This is a genomic window from Thioclava sp. F36-6, from assembly GCF_002020305.1.
Lineage (GTDB): Bacteria > Pseudomonadota > Alphaproteobacteria > Rhodobacterales > Rhodobacteraceae > Thioclava > Thioclava sediminum.
Genome location: NZ_MPZX01000004.1, coordinates 114,407 through 134,215 on the forward strand (window position 1 = coordinate 114,407; position 19,809 = coordinate 134,215).

A 19,809-nucleotide genomic window follows, 5' to 3' on the forward strand; every position below is an offset into this window, starting at 1 on the left:
GTAAAAACGGTTGAACATCATGACCCGCTATATTCCTGGCATCATTGCCATGGCCATTATCGTCGTGGCCTCGAACATCCTGGTGCAATTCCTCGTCGGCGACTGGCTGACCTGGGGCGCCTTCACCTACCCCTTCGCCTTCCTCGTCAATGACGTGATGAACCGCGTCTACGGCCCGGGCGCCGCGCGCCGCGTCGTGGCCGCCGGTTTCGTCGTGGGCGTGATCTGCTCGCTCATCGGCAGCCAGATCATGCTGCAGGGCGACGGCTACACCTATCCCGCCGTCACGCTGCGCATCGCGCTCGGCTCCGGCGCGGCCTTCCTCGTGGCGCAGATGACCGACATCTTCGTCTTCGACAAGCTGCGCAATGGTGTCTGGTGGCGCGCGCCTGCGATCTCGACCCTGATCGGCGCGTCGCTCGACACGCTGATCTTCTTCTCGGTCGCCTTCTCGAGCGCGCTCATCTTCCTCGAGCCGTCGAATGACGTGTCCTGGGCCAATGAAACCCTGCCCCTGTTGGGCTTCGGGCCGACGGTGCCGCTCTGGGTGTCGCTGGCTACCGCAGACTGGCTTGTCAAACTTGCCCTGACTTTGATCGCACTGCTGCCTTTCAAGGCACTTGTTACGAAACTTTCTCCAAGGATTGCGTAATTTTTCTTGCCACACACAAAATCTGTGGCACGCTGTGGATAACGGCAACGCATGAAAGGAGGTGGTCCAGTGTCTAGAGTGATAGTGGAGAGAGGTGTCGGGACAGTGAGGGGGGCCGTGGCCTGAGGGCAAACCCTGGGGCAAAGAACCCTGACTGGGACGGCTGGATCCTTCGGACCCTAACCGGACCATCTCCGTAGATCTCGGAGGGCCATCTCGAACAGAGATGGCCCTTTTCGTGGGGCGTTCCTTAGCAAAAAGGAGCGCCCTTCGTCATTGACGTCGATCATCGACTCGGCCTCATTTCGCGCCCAACCTTCCTATGCGTCAACTTGTGTGGGAGGACACTATGCGCTTCACTTACCTCATCGCCGCGGCCTGTCTCGCCGCGACCCCGGCCATCGCTCAGGACGGCGATGTCGGCAAAGCTCTCTACGGCCAATATTGCGCCAGCTGTCATGGCGACGATGGCACGGGCACCGGGCCGATGGCAGAATATCTGAACGTGAAACCCGCCGATCTGACCGGCCTTGCCGCCGCCAATGACGGCGAGTTCCCGATGCTCAAGGCGATCCACATCATCGACGGACGCACAGGCGTGCGGGCGCATGGCGGGCCGATGCCGGTCTTCGGCGATGTGTTCATGGAACAGGGCGGGCATGGTGCGCCGTATTACACCGACGTCCTGGCCACGCGCGGGCGCGTCCTTTCACTCGCGACATATCTCGAGTCGCTTCAGAAATAGGCGATAAGACGTTCACGATAGCACCGGTCTCGCGGGGTGATCTCGACTCCGCGAGCCGGATATGGTTTGCAGGAACCCGGGCGTCAGAGCCTTATTGGACGACACATCACCGGGAATGCAGATTGATGAGCGATATTGACGCGTTGAGCTTCGAAGAGGCGATGAAGGCTCTCGAGGAAGTCGTGGGCAAACTGGAACATGGCGACGTGCCCCTGGACGAGTCGATCAAACTCTATGAGCGCGGCGCCAAGCTGAAAGAGCATTGCGCCAAGCTTCTGAAAGAGGCCGAGGCGCGCGTGGAGAAAATCACGCTCAATGCCGACGGCGCTCCGAAAGGCACGACCCCCGCCGAAGGTCTGTAAATGTTCACCTCCCGTTTGAAAGAGGTGCAGACGACCGTTCAGGTCGCGCTCGATGCCGCCGTGGCGCGCCAGCCCGAGGGGCCGCTGCGCGCCCCGATGCATTACGCGCTGCAGGGCGGCAAACGCCTGCGCGCCTTCCTCGCGATCGAAAGCGCCGCGATCTTCGGCATCCCGGAGGCGCAGGTGATGCCCGCCGCCGCCGCGGTCGAGGCGCTGCACGCCTATAGCCTCGTGCATGACGACCTGCCCTGCATGGATGACGACGATCTGCGCCGCGGCCAGCCGACGATTCACGTGAAATGGGACGAGGCCACCGCCGTGCTGACCGGCGACGTGTTGCAGACGCTTGCGTTTGAGCTTTGCGCCGACCCCGTCCTCGGCCCGGCAGAGCGGCGCATCGCGCTGAGCCTCGCGCTTGCGAAAGCCTCCGGCGCGGCCGGGATGGGCCACGGTCAGGCGCTCGACATCGCCGCCGAAAGCGCCACCGATCCGCTCTCGCTCAGCCAGATCACCGCGCTGCAGGCGGGCAAGACCGGGGCGCTGATCTCGTTCGCCTCGCGCACCGGCGCGATCCTCGCAGGCGAGGACGAGGGCCCTCTGAGCGATTTCGCCGATGCGGTCGGTCTGGCCTTTCAAATTCACGATGACATCCTAGATGTGACGGGTTGCGAAAAGGCCGCCGGGAAGCGGGTCGGCAAGGATGCCGAGGCCGGCAAAGCCACCTTCGTCTCGCTGCTCGGCCTCGCCGGCGCGCGGCTTCGGGAGGGCGAGCTGATCGAGCAAGCCATAGACGCGCTTTCGCCTTACGGCGAGGAAGCGGAAAACTTGCGGGCCGCTGCGCGTTTCGTTATCTCCCGCGAGATGTAGCGCGCCTAGGGGGCAGCCAATGAGCGATAACCCGAACGACCAAACGGCAACGCCGCTCCTCGACAAGGTGCGACTGCCGTCCGATCTGAAAGGCCTTTCCGATCCCGAGCTGAAAACGCTCGCCACCGAATTGCGCGCCGAGACCATCTCGGCCGTGTCGCAAACCGGCGGGCATTTGGGTGCGGGTCTGGGCGTGGTCGAGCTGACGGTCGCGCTGCATGCCGTGTTCGACGCGCCGCGCGACAAGATCGTCTGGGACGTGGGCCACCAGTGCTATCCGCACAAGATCCTGACCGGGCGCCGCGACCGCATCCGCACGCTGCGCACCAAGGGCGGGCTGTCGGGTTTCACCAAGCGCTCGGAGTCGCCCTACGATCCGTTCGGCGCGGGCCATAGCTCCACCTCGATCTCGGCCGCGACTGGCTTCACCATGGGCCGCGAGCTGGGCGCCGAAACGGGCGACGCGATCGCCGTGATCGGTGACGGTGCGATGTCGGGCGGCATGGCTTTCGAGGCGATGAACCACGCGGGCCATCTGGGCAAACGCATGTTCGTCGTGCTCAACGATAACGAGATGTCGATCGCCCCGCCCGTCGGCGCGCTGTCGAGCTACCTCACCCGGCTTTATTCCGAGGCCCCGCTGCAGGACCTGAAATCCGCCGCCAAAGGTGCGGTCGGCCTGCTGCCCGTTCCGTTCCAGGAAGGCGCGCGCCGGGCGAAGGAAATGCTCAAGGGTATCGCCATGGGCGGCACCCTGTTCGAGGAGCTGGGTTTCTCCTATGTCGGCCCGGTCGATGGCCACGATCTCGACCAGTTGCTGCCGCTGCTGCGCACGCTCAAGGCCCGCGCGACCGGTCCGGTCCTGATCCACGCGGTGACGACGAAGGGCAAAGGGTATGGCCCCGCCGAGAGCCGCCCCGATGGTGGCCATGCCACCGCGAAATTCGATCTCAGCACCGGCGAGCAGAAGAAATCGCCCTCCAACGCGCCGAGCTACACCAAGGTCTTCGCCGAAAGCCTGATCAAGGAAGCGGCGAAAGACGAGAAGATCGTCGGCATCACCGCCGCCATGCCCGACGGCACGGGGCTGAAGCAATTCGCGGGCGTCTATCCGCGCCGCTGTTTCGACGTGGGCATCGCCGAGCAACACGCCGTCACCTTCTCCGCCGGTCTCGCCGCCTCGGGAATGAAACCGTTCTGCGCGATCTACTCGACCTTCCTGCAGCGCGGCTACGACCAGATCGTCCACGACGTCGCGATCCAGCGCCTGCCCGTGCGCTTCGCAATCGACCGCGCCGGTCTGGTGGGCGCGGATGGTGCAACCCATGCGGGCTCGTTCGATGTGGGCTTCATGTCCTCGCTGCCCGGCATGGTCGTGATGGCCGCCGCCGACGAGGCTGAACTGGTCCATATGGTCGCCACCGCCGCCGCCCATGACGAAGGCCCCATCGCCTTCCGCTATCCGCGCGGTGAAGGCATGGGTGTCGACATGCCCGAAGAGGGCGTGCCGCTGGAAATCGGCAAGGGCCGGATGATCGCGGAAGGCGCGCGCGTCGCGATCCTGTCCTATGGCACCCGTCTGGCCGAAGTGCTGAAAGCCCGCGAGGCGCTGCAGGCCCGCGGCCTTGCGCCGACCGTCGCCGATGCACGCTTCGTCAAACCTCTCGACACCGATCTGATCGACCGGCTGGTGGCCGAGCACGAAGCGCTGATCTGCATCGAGGAAGGCGCAATCGGCGGCTTCGGCAGCCATGTCGCGCAATACCTGTCGGAGCAGGGCGTCTTCGATCACGGGTTCAAGTTCCGCTCGATGGTCCTGCCCGACACGTTCATCGACCACGCCTCGCCCGAGGACATGTATCACTCCGCAGGCATGGATGCGCCGCAGATCGAGGCGAAGGTGCTCGAGCTTCTGGGCGTCGCGGTCGCGAAACGCGCCTGAGATAAGTTTTCCTTATTTTCGCGGCGGCTGCATAAGTTTGACTTATGCGGCCTCCGCCTCCTCCAGCAAGCCTTCCTCGACCAGCCGCCGCGCCCAGCCATCCGGCCCGTCGAACAGATGCGTTTTCCAGCCGAAAGTATGCGCCGTCGCGATATTGTCGGCACGGTCATCGGTGAAGATCAGATCCGAGCCGGACAGCCCCGACGCGTCCTCGACCATCTGATAGATCTTCGGGTCGGGCTTCGTGACACCCATATGACCCGAGATGAAATCGCGGTCGAAATCGCGCAGGAACGGGTAATGCGTCGCCGCGAAATCGTAGCTTTGAATCCCGAAATTCGTCAGGGAGAAAACCGGCATCCCCTTGGCCTGCAAAGATTTCATCAGGCGCAGCGAATGCGGGATCTCGGGCGCTGCCATCTCGATCCAGTCATCGTGCCAGCGCCGGATCGCATCACGCCAGCTCGGGTATTTCTCGGCCCATGCGTAGATCGTCTCGCGGAACGGCGCGCCGCGGTCGATCTCGTCATTCATGCCGTGCAGATCGACCTCCGCGAACATCTGCTCGCGGGTCTCGCGCGGCATGATCCGGTCGTAATGCCGCTCCGGCTGCCATTCGATCAGCACGTTACCGATGTCGAAGATAACTGCCTTAACCATTCTTAACCTCTCTTGCTGCCGCCCGCGCGACCCGGTCGAGCGCATCCGAGAACCGCGCCCGGTCGGCCTTGGAAAACGGCTTGCCGCCGCCCTGCCGGAACGGATCGGCAGAGCGCAAATCCGCCATCAAATCCCGCGTTGCCAATACGTTACCGATATTGGCGGGGGTCAGCGCCTCACCATCGGGGCGCAGTACCCGTGCGCCGGCCTCGACGCATTTCGCCGCCAGCGGAATGTCATTGGTGATCACCACATCGCCCACGGTCGCCCGCTCGGCGATATACATATCGGCCACGTCCGGCCCCTGATCGACATAGACCATCTCGACCAGCGGATTGGGCGAGGGCCGCAGCCCGCCATTGGAGACAAGCATCAGCTTGACGCCGAGACGGGTCGCGACCTTCTCGGCCTCGGCCTTCACCGGGCAGGCATCCGCGTCGACCCAGATCACGCCCAGAGCGCCTCGGCGTGGAACTCGATGTGATCGGGAATGAAGGTCGAGACGAAATAGTAACTGTGATCGTAACCTTCCTGAATCCGGAAAGTGCCGGGCTGACGGCGCGCTGCCATCGCTTCGGCCAGCGCCTCGGGCTTCAGGAGATCGAGGAATTGATCCGAGCCGCCTTGGTCGATCAGCACTTCGCCGTCGAACCCGCGTTCGCGCATCAGAAGCGTGGCATCATGCGCGGCCCATGCGGCCTCGTTGTCGCCCAGATAGGCGCTGAACTGCTTGCGGCCCCAGTCGCTTTGCGTCGGGTTCGCGATCGGCGCGAAGGCCGAAACGGACCGAAAGCGCTCGGGCTGGTGCATCGCCAGCGTCAGCGCGCCATGCCCGCCCATCGAATGCCCGGTGATCGCCTGCCGCTCCGGATCGATTTCGAAGGCGGCGTCGATGGCGTTCGGCAGTTCCTCGGCGATGTAATCCCACATCCGGAAATGCGGCGCCCAGGGGTCCTGCGTCGCGTTGACATAGAAGCCCGCGCCTTGGCCCAGATCGTAATCCTCGTGATTGGCCACGCCCTCGCCGCGCGGTGAGGTGTCGGGGAACACGAGCGCGATCCCGTGCTCGGCCGCGAAAGCCTGCGCGCCCGCCTTGGTCATCGCGTTCTCATGGGTGCAAGTCAGCCCCGAGAGATACCAGAGCACCGGCACCGGACCGTCCTCGGCCTCGCGCGGCAGGAACAGCCCGAAGGTCATTTCGCAATCATTGACCTTAGACGCGTGCGAATAGACGCCTTGGACGCCTCCGAAACAGCGGTTTTCCGAGATCGTTTTCATCAAAGCCTCCTTAGCCGTGAACCCAATGGATGACCGCCGGAACCGTGAGGATCGAGACGGCGGTCGAGACGAGGATGGCGGCCGAGACGCGCTGCGGCGCCACCCCGAAATGCTGCGCCAGAATATAGACATTGCCCGCGACGGGAAGGGCGGCAGCGGCGATCATCACGCCTGCCGCGAAGGGGTCGACATCGAAGATCAGAAGCGAGGTGATCGCGATCGCGGCCGGGTGCAGGAAGAGCTTGCCGAAGGACAGCCAGACCGCCGGCGCGGGCTTCTCGGCCGATTTGCCCGCAAGCGAGGCGCCGATGGCGAAGAGCGCGCCCGGCGTCGCGGCGGCGCCGAGGATCGTCATGAACTCCGAAAGCGGGCCCGGCATCGGCAGTTTCAGCCCGGCCCAGGCGAGCCCCGCCACCATCGAGACGATCATCGGGTTCTTCACCAGCCCCAACGCGATCGGCGCGAGCGAGACCTTCCCGTGCCGCGCGGCGGTGATGAAGATCGTGATGATTGAGGAGAACACGATCAGATCGCAGCTCAACACCATCAAGACCGGCCCCACCGCTGCCGGTCCCAGCAGCACCACCAGCATCGGCACGCCGAGAAAGCCGGTATTGCCGGTCATCGAGGTATGCGCCTCCATCGCGGAAAGCGCGGTGGGCAGCTTGCGCGCCTTGGCGACGGCGAAAGTGATCAGCCAGACCGCGCCCGATCCGGTCAGATAGGCGAGGATGAACTGCGGATCGACGAGCGCGGCCAGATCGAGATTGGCGGAGAATTTGAACAGCATCGCCGAGAGCGCGAAGTAGAAGACGAATTTCGTCAGCCACGCGGTCGCCTCGGCGGTGAAAAAGCGGATCTGTCCGGCGAACCAGCCAAGCCCGATCAGGGCAAAAAAGGGCAAGGTCTTCAGAAAGATCTCAAGCATGGCCAAGGGCTAGCATGCGGTTTTGGCAAGTGCCAGCTATGGAATGAGGTCTGCGCGCCCGTGGCGGGGTCGGGAAGCCTCCGGCGGGGATATTTTTGCCAAGCCGAAGGCAAAGCGCCTGTTTTCGCCTTGGCTCAAATATCCCCCGCGGAGCGTCCCGCATGTGCCGCTGGCGCGCGGGTCGGAAGAAAGTCAGCGTCAGCCGCCGCCGATCAAGACGCCGGCTGCGAAGACCAGCGCGCCGCCGAGCACGACCTGGAAGGCCGCGCGCAGGAAGGGCGTTTCCATGAAGCGGTTCTGGATCCAGGCGATGGCCCAAAGCTCGATGAACACGACGATGATCGCGATGGTGGTCGCGGTCCAGAAATCGGGGATCAGGTAGGGCAGCGCGTGGCCCAAGCCGCCCAGCATGGTCATCACGCCCGAGGCGATGCCGCGTTTGATCGGCGAGCCGCGGCCCGAGATCACGCCGTCATCATGCGCCGCTTCGGTGAAGCCCATCGAGATGCCCGCGCCGACCGAGGCCGCGAGGCCCACGAGGAAGGTGGTCCAGGGGTTCTGGGTCGCGAAGGCGGTTGCGAAGATCGGCGCGAGGGTCGAGACCGAGCCGTCCATCAGCCCGGCGAGCCCCGGCTGCACCCAGGTCAGGATGAACTGGCGGTGGGCCTGACGGTCTTCCTCTTCCTTTTCGCTCTCGGGCAGATGCGTGCCGGTCAGCTCTTCGGCCTTCTTCTCGTGGCCGAGTTCGGCCGCGGCGAGATCGCCCAGCAACTCGCGCGTGCTGGCATCCGAGCTGCGTTGGGCGGCCAGCGTGTAGAACTTGCCCGCCTCGCGCTCCATCGCCTCGGCCTCGCCGCGGATGGTGTCGAGCGACAGGTTCTTGGTGAGCCAGATCGGTTTGCGGTTGTAGAAGCCCGCGACATGTTCGCGACGGATCAGCGGGATCACATCGCCGAAGCGTTCCGTGTGCCGGGCGATCAGGAGGCGGCGATGCTCGTCTTCCTCTTTCGCCATCTCGTCGAAGATCTTCGCGGAGGCCGGATATTCGGTGCGCAGATGTTCGGCATATTGGCGATAGATGCGTGCGTCGTCCTCCTCGGAGGAGATCGCGAGCGCAAGCACTTCCTGTTCAGTGAGATCGTCGAAACGGCGGCGTGACGCGAAACCGGGAAGCATGGGAGGCCCTCTTTTTTAGAACGGTTCTAAAATATGCAGAGTTGCGTCCAGCGCAAGGCAGTATTTCGAACTGATTAGTTCATTTGGACTTGATTTCCGAACCGAACGGTTCATATTCAATTCCGAACCAAGTAGTTCAGTTATGGAGAACCGCTATGAAACGTCTCGCTTACGCCCTTGTTCTGTCTGTGTTTGGCGCAACCGCCGCATCGGCTGGCGTCGGGGATTTCTCGCTGCCGCGTCTGGACTTCCCGACCACCGGGGCTCCGACCGTCACGCAAGGCTGCAACGATCTGACGCAGGTCTGCGCGGATAATTAATCGCGTCCGAGATGCGCTTCGCCCCGCTCGGCGGCGAGGCGCATCTGACGTTCGCGCTCGCGGAAGCGGTCGCGATCGGCATCGGAATACTCGCCGATGCAGCGGTGACAGGAGACGCCTTCCTCGTAATCGGGATAGCGTTTGTCTTCCGCGGAGACCGGGCGGCGACAGGCGTGACAGCTGTCGTAATCGCCCTGTTTCAGCCCGTGGCGCAGGCTCACGCGCTGATCGAAGACGAAGCAATCGCCCTGCCAGAGCGAGCCGTCTTCGGGCATGTCTTCGAGATATTTCAGGATGCCGCCCTTGAGGTGATAGACCTCGGGCACGCCTTCCGAGAGCAGGAAATTCGTCGATTTCTCGCAGCGGATGCCGCCGGTGCAGAACATCGCAACGCGCTTGTTATGGAAGCGATGCGCGTTGTCGCGCCACCATTGCGGAAATTCGCGGAAGGATTTCGTGCCCGGGTCGATGGCCCCCTCGAAAGTGCCGATCTCGATCTCGTAATCGTTGCGCGTATCGATCACGACCGTGTCGGGCGAGGCAATCAGCGCGTTCCAGTCCTGCGGCTCGACATAATGGCCGACGCGGGCCTTCGGATCGATATCGGGCTCGCCCATCGTGACGATCTCGCGCTTGAGCCGCACCTTCATCTTGCCGAAGGGCATCTCGTCCGCCGCGCTTTCCTTCCATTCCAGATCGGCGCAGCCCGGCATGCTGCGGATATGCGCCAGCACCGCGTCGATCCCTTCACGGGTGCCTGCAATGGTGCCGTTGATCCCTTCGCGCGCGATCAGGAGCGAGCCTTTCACGCCATGCGCGCAGGCGATCTTCGCCAGCGGGGCCTTCAGGGCCTCGGGGGACTCGAACCGGGTGAAATGGTAAAGGGCGGCAACGGTGAACATGGGCCCCGCATTAGCGCCGTGCGGGGGCGTTAGGCAAGAGCCGTTGACCATGTGGGGCCCGCGCCCTACCCATGGAGAGACCCTGCGGGAGAGACAAAATGACCAAAGCCCTGATCGTGATCGACGTGCAAAACGATTTCTGCCCCGGCGGCGCGCTGGCGGTATCGGGGGGCGACGAGATCCTTCCGCGCGTGAACACGTTGATGACCGAGTTCGACACCGTGGTGCTTACGCAGGATTGGCACCCGGCGGACCATTCCTCTTTCGCGAGCCAGCACGAAGGCGGCGCGCCCTTCACGCAGGTGCATATGGAATATGGGCTGCAGACGCTTTGGCCCGATCATTGCGTCCAAGGCAGCAAGGGGGCGGAGTTCCACCCCGATCTGGCCGTGGACCGGGCGCAGTTGATCATCCGCAAGGGGTTCCGGCGCGATGTCGACAGCTATTCGGCCTTCTTCGAGAACGACCACAAGACGCCGACGGGGCTTGCGGGCTACCTGCGCGACCGGGGCGTCGAGGATCTGACCTTCGTGGGGCTCGCCACCGATTTCTGCGTCGCGTGGTCGGCGCTGGATGCGGCGAAGCTGGGCTTCCGCGCGACCGTGATCGAAGGCGCCTGCCGGGCGATCGACCTCGACGGCTCGCTGCAGGAGGCGCATAGCGAGATGCGCTCTGCCGGTGTGAAGCTGGAGGCCTGATCCATGGTCGACATCGCGAGCCGCGTCTATAACCACAAGTGGAAGATCGACCCGATCGTGCGGTCTCTGATCGACACGGATTTCTACAAGCTGTTGATGTGTCAGTCGATTTTCCGCAACAAGCCGGAGACGCGGGTCAAGTTCAGCCTGATCAACCGCAGCAAGTCGATCCGTCTGGCGGAGTTGATCGACGAGGCGGAACTGCGCGAGCAGCTGGATTATGCGCGCTCGTTGAAGCTTTCGCGCGGGGAGAGCACCTGGCTGCGCGGCAACACGTTCTACGGCAAGCGGCAGATGTTCCGCTCGGATTTCATGGAGTGGTTCGAGGGCTATCAACTGCCGCCCTACCATCTGGAAAAGCGCGACGGGCAATATGAGCTGACCTTCGAGGGCAAGTGGCACGAGGTCATGCTCTGGGAGATTCCGGCGCTCGCGATCCTGATGGAGCTGCGCGGTCGGGCGGTGCTCAACACGATGGGGCGTTTTGAACTGCAGGTGCTCTATGCGCGCGCGATGACGAAGGTCTGGGAGAAGATCGAGGCGCTGCGCGAGCTGGACAACCTGCGGATCGCGGATTTCGGCACCCGGCGGCGACACAGCTTCCTGTGGCAGGACTGGTGCGTGCAGGCGATGCTCGAAGGGTTGGGCGATGTCTCCGAAGGCGGCGCGTTCACCGGGACCTCGAACTGCCTGGTCGCGATGCGCCGCGACATCGAAGCGGTGGGCACCAACGCACATGAGATGCCGATGGTCTATGCGGCGCTGACCGATAGCGATGCGGAACTGGCGAAGGCGCCTTACAAGGTGCTGGCCGATTGGCACGAAGAGCATGACGGCAACCTGCGCATCATCCTGCCCGACACATATGGCACGAAGGGGTTCCTCGACCACGCGCCGGATTGGCTGGCGGGCTGGACCGGTATCCGCATCGATTCGGGCGACCCGGCGACGGGGGCCGAGATCGCGATCGACTGGTGGAAAGCGCGCGGCGAAGACCCGCGCCAGAAGCTGGTGATCTTCTCGGACGGGCTGACCGTCGACAAGATTCGCGAGTTGCACGCGCAGTTCGCCGGTCGGGTGAAGGTCAGCTTCGGCTGGGGCACGCTGCTGACGAACGACTTCCGCGGACTGGTGCCGAATGACGCGCTCGCGCCGTTCAGCCTTGTGTGCAAAGCGGTCGAGGCCGATGGGCGCCCGACGGTGAAGCTGTCGGACAATCCCGCGAAGGCGATGGGCCCGGAGGACGAGATCGCCCGCTACAAGCGCGTCTTCGAGGTCGGCCAGCAGCAGGCGATGAAGGTCATGGTCTGAGCGGTCAGGTGATCGCGTTCAGGATCAGGTAGACCACCGCCGAGAGCGCGGCCGAGGCCGGCACGGTGACGATCCACGCCGTGGCCACCGTCATCATATGCGAGCGGCGCACCAGCAGGCGGCGCTTGCGCTCTTCCGGCGGGACGGGCTTGCCCTTGCGGATACCAAGCTCGCGGGCGCGTTTCTCGGCATGCCATTCGCGATAGAAGCCGACGCCGAAGATGCCGCCGACCGCGATATGGGTCGAGGAGACCGGCAGGCCCAGCCAAGAGGCCACGATCACCGTGATCGCCGCCGAGAGCGCCACGCAATAGGCGCGCATCGGGTTGAGCTTGGTGATCTCGTTGCCGACGAGGCGGATCAGCTTGGGTCCGAACAGCAGCAGGCCGACGGAAATCCCCAGCGCGCCCACGGCCATCACCCAGAACGGGATGCCGACCTCTGCGGCGATATCGCCCTGCTCGACCGTGTGCACGATGGCTGCGAGCGGGCCGACCGCATTGGCGACGTCATTCGCACCGTGGGCGAAGCTCAGCAACGCGGCAGAGACGACGAGCGGCAGGCCGAACAGCGTCTTGAGCGACTTCTTGCGGTTCTCCATCCCTTCGGACTGGCGGCGGATCATCGGGATCGTGACGAGCCATCCTATGACACCGACGACGAGGCCGATCAGGACCGCTTCGACAATCGTGATCTTGAACAGGTGCTTGAGGCCCTTGAGCGCGAGATAGGCGGCGAAGGCCCCCGACATGATGCCGATCAGGATCGGCACCCATCGGCGCGCGGCGGCGATCTTGTCATCGACATAGATCACCTTGGTCTTGATCAGCGCGAGGAAGGCGGCCGCGATCACGCCGCCCATGACAGGTGAGATCACCCAGCTCGCCGCGATCTTGCCCATCGAGACCCAATCGACCGCCCCGAAGCCCGCAGCCACGATGCCGGCGCCGACGACGCCGCCGACGATGGAGTGGGTGGTCGAGACCGGCGCGCCGAGCCATGTCGCGAGGTTCAGCCACAAGGCCGCAGCCAGCAGGGCCGCCATCATCGCCCAGACGAAATGCCCGGAATCGGGCAAGGCGGTCGGCTCGATGATACCCTTCGCGACGGTTTTGACGACATCGCCGCCCGCGACGAGCGCGCCGAGGCTTTCGAAGATGGCGGCGACGATCAGCGCCCCGATCAGCGTCATCGCACGCGAGCCCACGGCGGGGCCCATGTTGTTGGCGACGTCATTGGCGCCAATGTTTAGCGCCATATAGGCCCCGATCGCAGCGGCGGCGATCACCACCAGCTGGCCGGGCTGCCCGCCCACCAACACGGCCGCCACCAGACCGACGAGCACGATGAAAGCCAGCGCAATCCCCGGCGCGACCATGCCGCGCGCCACTAATTGCCCGGCACTTTCGACGCGCCCGATCCGCTTGAGATCCTTGTCGAGCGTTTTCCACTGATTGACGCGGGACTCGTTGTCTTGATTGGCCACCGTCACGAACCTGTCATCTAATTGTCAGAAGTCCGCGCGGGCCTAGCCGGTTTGACACGTTGTGACAAGGCGTTCGACGTCATTCGGGGCTCAGAGCTTGCGCAAAAGCTTCTGCAGCCCCTCTTCCGCGACCAGCTTCGCGGCCTGCTTGGGCGCGAACCATTTGCGCTTGCGCTGATGCTCTTCGGGAAAGGACTTCATCAGGGTCTCGACCCGCATCGGGAAGACCACGACATCGGTGGGCGTGGCCAAGCCGCTATCGAGGATTTTGTCATAGCGGAACGCCCCGGTGGGCTCCTTGTCGATCTTGCCGACAGCCCCGGCCTCTTCCCATGCCTCTTGCTTGGCCGCGCCGGACAGCGAGCGGCCCCGCATCGGCCAGCCTTTCGGGATCACCCAGCGCCCGGTGTCGCGCGAGGTGATCAGAAGGACTTGAGTCTTGCCGTCACGGATTCGCAGACAGAGCGCTCCCACCTGCAAAGAGGCGGGGCGATACCCCAGCAAGCCCTTCGCGACGGATTTCGCCCATTTCATCGACTGGTCTCCCATGGCGGCGTACGGTTCTCCAAATGCTGTGCGAGTTCAAGCGCACGCTCTAAATATAGTCTTTGGCGCGGATCGGAACCCGGTGCCCGGGTCACAATCCAGCCAGCAGACGCGAAGGCTCTCAGCGCCACGAAAAGCGGCAGAAGTGCCTCCTGATCGGGCGGAAGCGGACGCAGGCTGCGATAGCCCTCGACGAGTCCTGCGGCCTGTTCGCCCCAAAGCGGGTCGCCCCAGCCCTGCACCAGCGCCGTCGCAAGGTCGTAAAGCCGGTAGCCCGGCCCGCAATCGTCGAAGTCGATCAGCGCAAGCCCATCCGGGGTCGATAGCACGTTCTCACGCAAGCAATCGGCGTGGATCGGACCGTAGTCCTGCGCCTGTGCCAAGAGCGCACGCGCAAGATCGCGGCCCGAAGACAGCGTTGCGGCCTCAACTTCCGAAAGCTGAGGATGTTCCCAGAAACGTCCCCAAAGCGGACGCTCCCCCAGAAACCCTTCGCCATCCCACGGGTTCCGGTCGAACCCGTCGGGCGGGGCGGCATCGCTGCTGATATGCAGCTGCGCGATCAGGCGCCCCAGCGCATGAGCCTCGGCGCGCACCGCCTCGGGCGAGCCGGAAAGCGGCTGATCGCCCGCACCGATCGGCGCGCCATCCAGCCACTCCACGCAGGAGGTCACGCGGTTGCGCACGCTGCCGGTCAGCGCCCCGTTCAGCGCACGCACCGGACGCGGCACCGGCATCCCCTGATCGGCGAGGCTTTCGCACCAGCGCAGCTCGGCCTCGATCCCTTCGCGGCCCTGATAGCCGGGACGGTGAAGCCGCAGCGCGACATGGCGGCCATCCTTCAGATGCGCCTCGAAGACGATATTCTCGCGATTCTTTACCAGACGTGGCGGCGCGCTCGCCTGCCCCCAGGAATAGAGGGCGGAGTCCGCCATCGCCTGTGCGGTCTCGTCCGAAATCATGCGGGAAGCTCCTCGAAACTTTGCGCAAGTTTCTCCAGCATTTCATCGGCATCGCTGCGGGTGAAGACCATCGGCGGGCGGATCTTGAGAATGTGCTGTGCCCGGCCCACCCGGCCCATCAACACATGGCGCTCGCGCATCGCCTCGACGATCCGGCCCGCGGCTTCGCTGGCGGGCTCGCCGTCCTGCGCCAGCTCGATCCCGAGGAAGAACCCCAAGCCGCGCGCCTCAGTAATCAGAGGATGGGACAGGTCGCGCAGCCCTTGCAGAAGGTAGTCACCGACCTGCGCCGCGTTCTCCTGCAGGCCTTCGTCTTCGATCACGCGCAGCGTCTCCATCGCAGCCGCGACCGAGACGGGATTGCCGCCGAACGTGTTGAAATAGCCGAAGGCCTCGCGGAAGGCGGCCATCACATCGGGCTTCGCCACCAAGCCCGCGACCGGATGACCATTGCCCATCGGTTTGCCCATCGTGACCACGTCGGGCGTGAAGCCCAACCATTCGTGGCCCCAGAAATGCGAACCGATCCGGCCAAATCCCGGCTGCACCTCGTCGCAAAGGATCAGCCCACCCGCGCGGCGGATCACCTCGACCGTCGGGTCGAGGAAACCGGGCGCGATGCCGGGCACCCCCTCATTGGCGAAGATCGGGCAGAGCATGAACCCCGCGAAGCCGTGGCCGCTCTCTTCCAGCTCGGCAATCGCTTGGGCCACATTGGCGGCGAAGGCCTCGGGCTGCGCTTCCAGCGATCCGCCCAAAGGCGCGAGACTGTCGGGCGCGGGCACCCGGCGGATATGGTCCGGCCAGCCCCCGATCGGCGGGCGGCGAGTCGAGAGATGCGCCACTGCGGTGGTGTTGCCGTGATAGGTGTTGTCGGTCGCGATGAAGCCGCGCTTGCCGGTCACCGCCTGCGCCATGCGCAGCGCAACGTCGTTGGCCTCCGACCCGGTGCAGGTCATCAGAAGCTGGCCGTCGAAGCCGAACGTGCCCAGCAGCGCCTCGGCATAGTCGAGGATACCCTCATGCAGATAGCGCGTGTGGGTGTTCAGCGTCGCCGCCTGCTCGCAGATCGCCTTCACGATGCGCGGATGGCAATGGCCGCAATGGGCGACGTTGTTATAGGCGTCGAGGTAGCGCTGGCCGTCGGCGTCGAAAAGCGAGCTGCCCTGCCCGCGCACGATCTCGACCGGACGCGCATAGAAGGTCGGCACGTTCGGCCCCAGAAGCCGCTCGCGCCGCGCCAAAAGATCATTCCCCATCCGAGACCTTCCCGCGCAGTGCTTTCTTCTCGCCGTGAATCGCCTTCGCCTTCAGCCGCCGCTTCTTCGAGCCGAGCGTGGGTCGGGTCGGGATGCGTTTCTTGGGCTTTTCGCAGGCCTTTCGGATCATCTCGGCGAGGCGGTCGCGCGCAATCTCGCGGTTGCGCGCCTGACTCCGCGTGTCCTGCACCAGCAGCAAAAGCGCGCCGTCGCTGGTCCATCTGCGCCCCGCGATTCGGCGCAGGCGGTTCTTCACCGGTTGCGGCAGGTGCGGCGAGCGTTCGGCCTCGAAACGCAGCTCCACCGCGGTCGAGACCTTGTTCACATTCTGCCCCCCCGGACCTTGCGCCCGGGTGAAGGTTTCGGTGATTTCCCAATCCTCGATGGTTATCTGATCGTTGATCCGCAGCATGGGCCACAAGCTAGCTCACGCTGCGAAAAACGAAAGCCCCCTTCGGCTTGGCACAAATATCCCGGGGGGTGAGGCAGGATCAGCGGACTTCCAGTGGAAGGACGCCCTGCCGAACGCCCGTAGCGACAGCGAAGGGCCGGTAAGCAACGCGCCGAGGGGGCAGCGCCCCCTTTACCCCGCCAGCAACCGCGCCCCGTCATGGCCAGTGATGCGCACGGTCATCAGCGTGCCCTCGGGCTGGTCCGCCTCGAACGACACCTCGGCAAAGCCTTCGGTGCGTGCGACGCGCGGGGTTTCGGTCAGTACGAGCTGTTCGGTGCCGACCTGCGCGTCGAGATGGGCGGCCAGCGCGGCCTCGCCCTTCGCGCGCAGCCGGGCCGCGCGTTCCTTGACGACCGGGCCCTTCACGGCGGGCATCCGCGCGGCGGGCGTGCCCTTGCGCGCGGAATAGGGGAAGACATGCAGGAAGGTCAGACCGCAATCATCGACCAGCCGCAGGGAGTTCTCGAACATCTCCTCGGTCTCGGTCGGGAAGCCCGCGATGATGTCCGCGCCGAAGACGATGCCGGGGCGCAGCTTGCGCGCTTCCTCGGTGAAGGCGATCGCGTCGTCGCGCAGGTGGCGGCGCTTCATCCGCTTGAGGATCATGTCGTCGCCCGCCTGAAGGCTGAGATGCAGGTGCGGCATCAGACGCGGCTCGGTGGCGATCGCCAGCATCAGGTTCTCGTCGGCCTCGATCGAGTCGATGGAGGAGATGCGCAGGCGCGGCAGGTCCGGCACGAGGCGCAGGATCCGCATCACCAGATCGCCCAGACGGGGCTCGCCCGGCAGGTCCGCGCCCCAGGAGGTCAGATCGACCCCGGTGAGGACGACCTCGTTGAAGCCGCGATCCACGAGGCGCTTGATCTGCTCGACCACGACGCCCGCTGGGACAGAACGCGAATTGCCGCGCCCGAAGGGGATGATGCAGAAAGTGCAGCGGTGATCGCAGCCGTTTTGCACCTGCACATAGGCGCGATGGCGGCCGAACCCGTCGATCAGGTGACCGGCTGTTTCCTTCACCGACATGATGTCGTCGACCATGACGCGCTCGGTCTCGCCGATGAAATCGGGACCTTGCGGGGCGAGCTGCGCCCAGGTGTCGGCCTGCATCTTCTCGTGATTGCCGATGATCTTGGTGACCTCGGGCATCGCCGCGAAAGTCTCGGGCTCGGTCTGCGCGGCGCAACCGGTCACGATCACCGGCACGTCCGGATTCTCGCGCGACAGACGGCGAATCTCCTGCTTGGCCTTGCGCACGGCCTCGGCGGTCACGGCGCAGGTATTGACGACCACGGCCCCTTCGAGCCCGGCGCCTGCAGCCAATTCCTTCATCGCCTCCGTCTCATAGGCATTGAGACGGCAGCCGAGGGTCGAGAAAACGGGCGGTTTCATATCGCGTCCAGATAGTCTTGGGTGAGGGTCGCATCGAAGACATGCGCGGTGGGGCCGGTCATCCAGACGCCATCGTCGCGCCAGTCGATCTCCAGCTGGCCGCCATCGACATCGACGAGGACGCGCTTGCCGGTGAGCCCCCGCAGATGCGCGGCGACGGCGGTGGCGCAGGTGCCCGAGCCGCAGGCCAGCGTGATGCCGGTGCCGCGCTCCCAGACGCGCATCCGCAGATGGTCGGGGCCGATCACGCTGGCGAATTCGACATTGGTGCGCTCGGGGAACAGGGGATCATGCTCGATCACCGGGCCTTGGCGATCCACTTCGACCGCCTCGGCATCGTCGACGAAGAAGACGCAATGCGGGTTGCCCATGCCGACCGCGATCGGGTCGCCGCCCAGCGGCAGATGCGCGGGATCGATCCCGGGCAGAATCGGAATTTCCGCCGCTTCGAGAATCGGCGCGCCCATATTGACCGAGACCATTCCGTCATCGCGCCGCACCGCGCTGAGTTGCCCGCGTTCGGTGAGCAGCGTGACATCGGTCCGGTCGAGCTGGCGCATCATGTAATCGCTCACGCAGCGAGTCGCATTGCCGCAAGCGCCGGCCCGCGTGCCGTCGGAATTCCAGAATTCGAGCGTGAAATCAGCCCCTTGTGCAGGGCGGATCACGGCAAGCTGGTCAAATCCCACACCGCGATGCCGATCTCCGAGCGCACGCGCGAGCGCAGGCGTAACCGGATCGTCGCCCTCGCGGGCGTCGATCACGACGAAGTCATTGCCGAGCCCATGCATCTTCATGAAGGGCAGTCCGGTCTGTGTGCGCTTTGTATTCATGGCGCGCGATATACGCCCGCGCCAAGGTTTTTTCCAGATGTGCAATTTTTGTGAATTTTATGCCTTGACCCCCCCGGCGGGGGTTTGTAGAGACGCGCCCTGTGATGGGCCGTTAGCTCAGTTGGTAGAGCAACTGACTTTTAATCAGTGGGTCGCAGGTTCGAATCCTGCACGGCTCACCATCACCCTCAGAAACCCGGGCTTCGGCCCGGGTTTTTGCGTTTCTGGGCCTGCGGTTATGCGGCCCAGCCTCCGGCGTTAGAAATAACTGCGTACCAAGGCACCCGAGAGCAGCACCCAGCCGTCGGCCACCACGAAAAAGGCGAGCTTGAAGGGAAGCGCCACCACTGCGGGTGGCACCATCATCATCCCCATCGACATCAAAACCGCCGAGACGACGAGGTCGATGATCAGAAACGGCAGGTAAACGAGGAAGCCGATCTGGAAGGCGCGGGTGACTTCGGACAGCATGAAGGACGGCACGAGGGTCGAGAGCGGCGCGCCTTCAAGGCTTTCCGGTGCGGGCGTTCTGCTGCGCAACTCGGCCAAGGCTGCGAAGGTGTCGGGATTCGTGCGCCCGGCCATGAAGGCGCGGAAAGGCTCGATCCCCTTGGTGAAAGCCTCCTGCCAGTCGATCGCGCCGTCGATCAGGGGCTGGCCCGCGACGCGCCAACTCTCGAGGAAGACCGGCTCCATGATGAACCATGTCAGGAACAGCGCGAGGCTGATGATCAACATATTCGGCGGCGATTGCTGTAACCCGAGGGCTTGGCGCAGAATCGACAGCACTGTGACGATGAACGGAAAGGCCGTGACCATGATCGCGAGCCCGGGCGCAAGGCTGAGCAGCGTGATCGCCGCAATGATCAGCAAGGAGCGACCCGCGAGGCTGTCGCCGTCCCCTACAGAGAGCGTAATGTCCTGAGCCTGCGCGGGCAGCGCCACGAGCGTTAAGGTTAATGCCGCGAGCAGGACCAGCCAAAGCGCAGGCAGGCACGACTTGGCGGTGCCGGGAGAGATCGAACGGGGACGCATC

At 64.5% G+C, this 19,809-nt stretch carries 22 protein-coding genes and 1 tRNA gene; 9 read left to right on the forward strand and 14 right to left on the reverse strand.

The window, feature by feature from the left end; translation table 11 throughout:
• Positions 1-19: 19 nt before the first annotated feature.
• The 5 genes from BMI88_RS17710 to dxs all read left to right on the forward strand — a co-directional run bounded on the left by BMI88_RS17710 (position 20) and on the right by dxs (position 4,568).
• Positions 20-652, forward strand: coding sequence for a queuosine precursor transporter (locus BMI88_RS17710; RefSeq protein WP_078551120.1), 633 nt, complete (start codon positions 20-22; stop codon positions 650-652).
• Positions 653-1,001: 349 nt separating this feature from the next.
• Positions 1,002-1,397: a c-type cytochrome gene (locus BMI88_RS17715; protein ID WP_078522294.1), complete on the forward strand. Its 396-nt coding sequence runs from the start codon at positions 1,002-1,004 to the stop codon at positions 1,395-1,397.
• 125 nt (positions 1,398-1,522) lie between these two features.
• The gene (locus BMI88_RS17720) at positions 1,523-1,759 is read left to right on the forward strand and encodes an exodeoxyribonuclease VII small subunit (protein ID WP_078522293.1); all 237 of its coding nucleotides are present in this window, start codon (positions 1,523-1,525) and stop codon (positions 1,757-1,759) included.
• On the forward strand, positions 1,760-2,626 hold the full coding sequence (locus BMI88_RS17725) for a polyprenyl synthetase family protein (RefSeq protein ID WP_078550884.1): 867 nt from the start codon (positions 1,760-1,762) through the stop codon (positions 2,624-2,626).
• 19 nt (positions 2,627-2,645) lie between these two features.
• Entirely contained in the window at positions 2,646-4,568 is a 1,923-nt protein-coding gene (gene dxs / locus BMI88_RS17730) for a 1-deoxy-D-xylulose-5-phosphate synthase (protein ID WP_078550885.1), read from the forward strand.
• A gap of 42 nt (positions 4,569-4,610) precedes the next feature.
• On the opposite strand, the gene BMI88_RS17735 is transcribed toward dxs, so the two are convergent.
• The 5 genes from BMI88_RS17735 to mbfA all read right to left on the reverse strand — a co-directional run bounded on the left by BMI88_RS17735 (position 4,611) and on the right by mbfA (position 8,610).
• Positions 4,611-5,228, reverse strand: coding sequence for an HAD family phosphatase (locus tag BMI88_RS17735; protein ID WP_078550886.1), 618 nt, complete (start codon positions 5,226-5,228; stop codon positions 4,611-4,613).
• Positions 5,221-5,679, reverse strand: coding sequence for a YaiI/YqxD family protein (locus BMI88_RS17740; RefSeq protein ID WP_078522289.1), 459 nt, complete (start codon positions 5,677-5,679; stop codon positions 5,221-5,223). Before BMI88_RS17740 ends, BMI88_RS17735 begins: the two co-directional genes overlap by 8 nt.
• Entirely contained in the window at positions 5,676-6,506 is an 831-nt protein-coding gene (gene fghA / locus BMI88_RS17745; protein ID WP_075775334.1) for an S-formylglutathione hydrolase, read from the reverse strand. Before fghA ends, BMI88_RS17740 begins: the two co-directional genes overlap by 4 nt.
• 10 nt (positions 6,507-6,516) lie before the next feature.
• A complete protein-coding gene (locus BMI88_RS17750) occupies positions 6,517-7,434 on the reverse strand; it encodes an AEC family transporter (protein WP_078550887.1) in 918 nt (305 codons plus the stop codon).
• A gap of 198 nt (positions 7,435-7,632) precedes the next feature.
• Positions 7,633-8,610: an iron exporter MbfA gene (gene mbfA, locus BMI88_RS17755; protein ID WP_078550888.1), complete on the reverse strand. Its 978-nt coding sequence runs from the start codon at positions 8,608-8,610 to the stop codon at positions 7,633-7,635.
• A gap of 155 nt (positions 8,611-8,765) precedes the next feature.
• Between mbfA and BMI88_RS19805 the strand changes: the two genes are divergently transcribed.
• A complete protein-coding gene (locus tag BMI88_RS19805; RefSeq protein ID WP_157771528.1) occupies positions 8,766-8,930 on the forward strand; it encodes a hypothetical protein in 165 nt (54 codons plus the stop codon).
• Here BMI88_RS19805 and BMI88_RS17760 read toward each other — a convergent pair.
• Positions 8,927-9,832, reverse strand: coding sequence for a rhodanese-related sulfurtransferase (locus BMI88_RS17760; protein WP_078550889.1), 906 nt, complete (start codon positions 9,830-9,832; stop codon positions 8,927-8,929). The two genes, BMI88_RS19805 and BMI88_RS17760, sit on opposite strands and share 4 nt — an antisense overlap.
• 98 nt (positions 9,833-9,930) lie before the next feature.
• Between BMI88_RS17760 and pncA the strand changes: the two genes are divergently transcribed.
• Positions 9,931-10,530 carry a bifunctional nicotinamidase/pyrazinamidase gene (gene pncA / locus BMI88_RS17765; protein ID WP_078550890.1) on the forward strand — a complete coding sequence of 200 codons (600 nt, stop codon included), beginning with the start codon at positions 9,931-9,933 and terminating at the stop codon, positions 10,528-10,530.
• A gap of 3 nt (positions 10,531-10,533) precedes the next feature.
• The gene (gene pncB / locus BMI88_RS17770) at positions 10,534-11,841 is read left to right on the forward strand and encodes a nicotinate phosphoribosyltransferase (RefSeq protein ID WP_078550891.1); all 1,308 of its coding nucleotides are present in this window, start codon (positions 10,534-10,536) and stop codon (positions 11,839-11,841) included.
• 4 nt (positions 11,842-11,845) lie between these two features.
• Here pncB and BMI88_RS17775 read toward each other — a convergent pair whose 3' ends face one another.
• The 7 genes from BMI88_RS17775 to dapF form a co-directional block, all read right to left on the reverse strand.
• Complete coding sequence (locus tag BMI88_RS17775) at positions 11,846-13,327, reverse strand: inorganic phosphate transporter (protein ID WP_246831924.1); 1,482 nt, start codon at positions 13,325-13,327, stop codon at positions 11,846-11,848.
• 90 nt (positions 13,328-13,417) lie between these two features.
• Positions 13,418-13,861 (reverse strand): NUDIX hydrolase, encoded by a 444-nt coding sequence (locus BMI88_RS17780; protein WP_146673623.1) that lies wholly within the window; start codon positions 13,859-13,861, stop codon positions 13,418-13,420.
• A complete protein-coding gene (locus BMI88_RS17785) occupies positions 13,858-14,835 on the reverse strand; it encodes a phosphotransferase (RefSeq protein ID WP_078550893.1) in 978 nt (325 codons plus the stop codon). The genes BMI88_RS17780 and BMI88_RS17785 overlap by 4 nt, the downstream gene beginning before the upstream one ends.
• The gene (locus BMI88_RS17790; RefSeq protein ID WP_078550894.1) at positions 14,832-16,094 is read right to left on the reverse strand and encodes an aminotransferase class III-fold pyridoxal phosphate-dependent enzyme; all 1,263 of its coding nucleotides are present in this window, start codon (positions 16,092-16,094) and stop codon (positions 14,832-14,834) included. Before BMI88_RS17790 ends, BMI88_RS17785 begins: the two co-directional genes overlap by 4 nt.
• Positions 16,084-16,506: an alternative ribosome rescue aminoacyl-tRNA hydrolase ArfB gene (gene arfB, locus BMI88_RS17795; protein ID WP_075775325.1), complete on the reverse strand. Its 423-nt coding sequence runs from the start codon at positions 16,504-16,506 to the stop codon at positions 16,084-16,086. Before arfB ends, BMI88_RS17790 begins: the two co-directional genes overlap by 11 nt.
• A gap of 171 nt (positions 16,507-16,677) precedes the next feature.
• Positions 16,678-17,940 carry a tRNA (N(6)-L-threonylcarbamoyladenosine(37)-C(2))-methylthiotransferase MtaB gene (mtaB, locus tag BMI88_RS17800; RefSeq protein WP_078550895.1) on the reverse strand — a complete coding sequence of 421 codons (1,263 nt, stop codon included), beginning with the start codon at positions 17,938-17,940 and terminating at the stop codon, positions 16,678-16,680.
• Positions 17,937-18,737 (reverse strand): diaminopimelate epimerase, encoded by an 801-nt coding sequence (gene dapF, locus BMI88_RS17805; protein WP_246831925.1) that lies wholly within the window; start codon positions 18,735-18,737, stop codon positions 17,937-17,939. Before dapF ends, mtaB begins: the two co-directional genes overlap by 4 nt.
• A 142-nt stretch (positions 18,738-18,879) precedes the next feature.
• On the opposite strand from dapF, the gene BMI88_RS17810 reads away from it, so the two are divergent.
• Positions 18,880-18,955: transfer RNA gene (locus tag BMI88_RS17810), tRNA-Lys, on the forward strand.
• Between the two features lie 76 nt (positions 18,956-19,031).
• On the opposite strand, the gene fliP is transcribed toward BMI88_RS17810, so the two are convergent.
• Positions 19,032-19,808, reverse strand: a complete 777-nt coding sequence (gene fliP, locus BMI88_RS17815; RefSeq protein ID WP_078550897.1) for a flagellar type III secretion system pore protein FliP — start codon at positions 19,806-19,808, stop codon at positions 19,032-19,034.
• Between the last annotated feature and the right edge of the window lies 1 nt (position 19,809).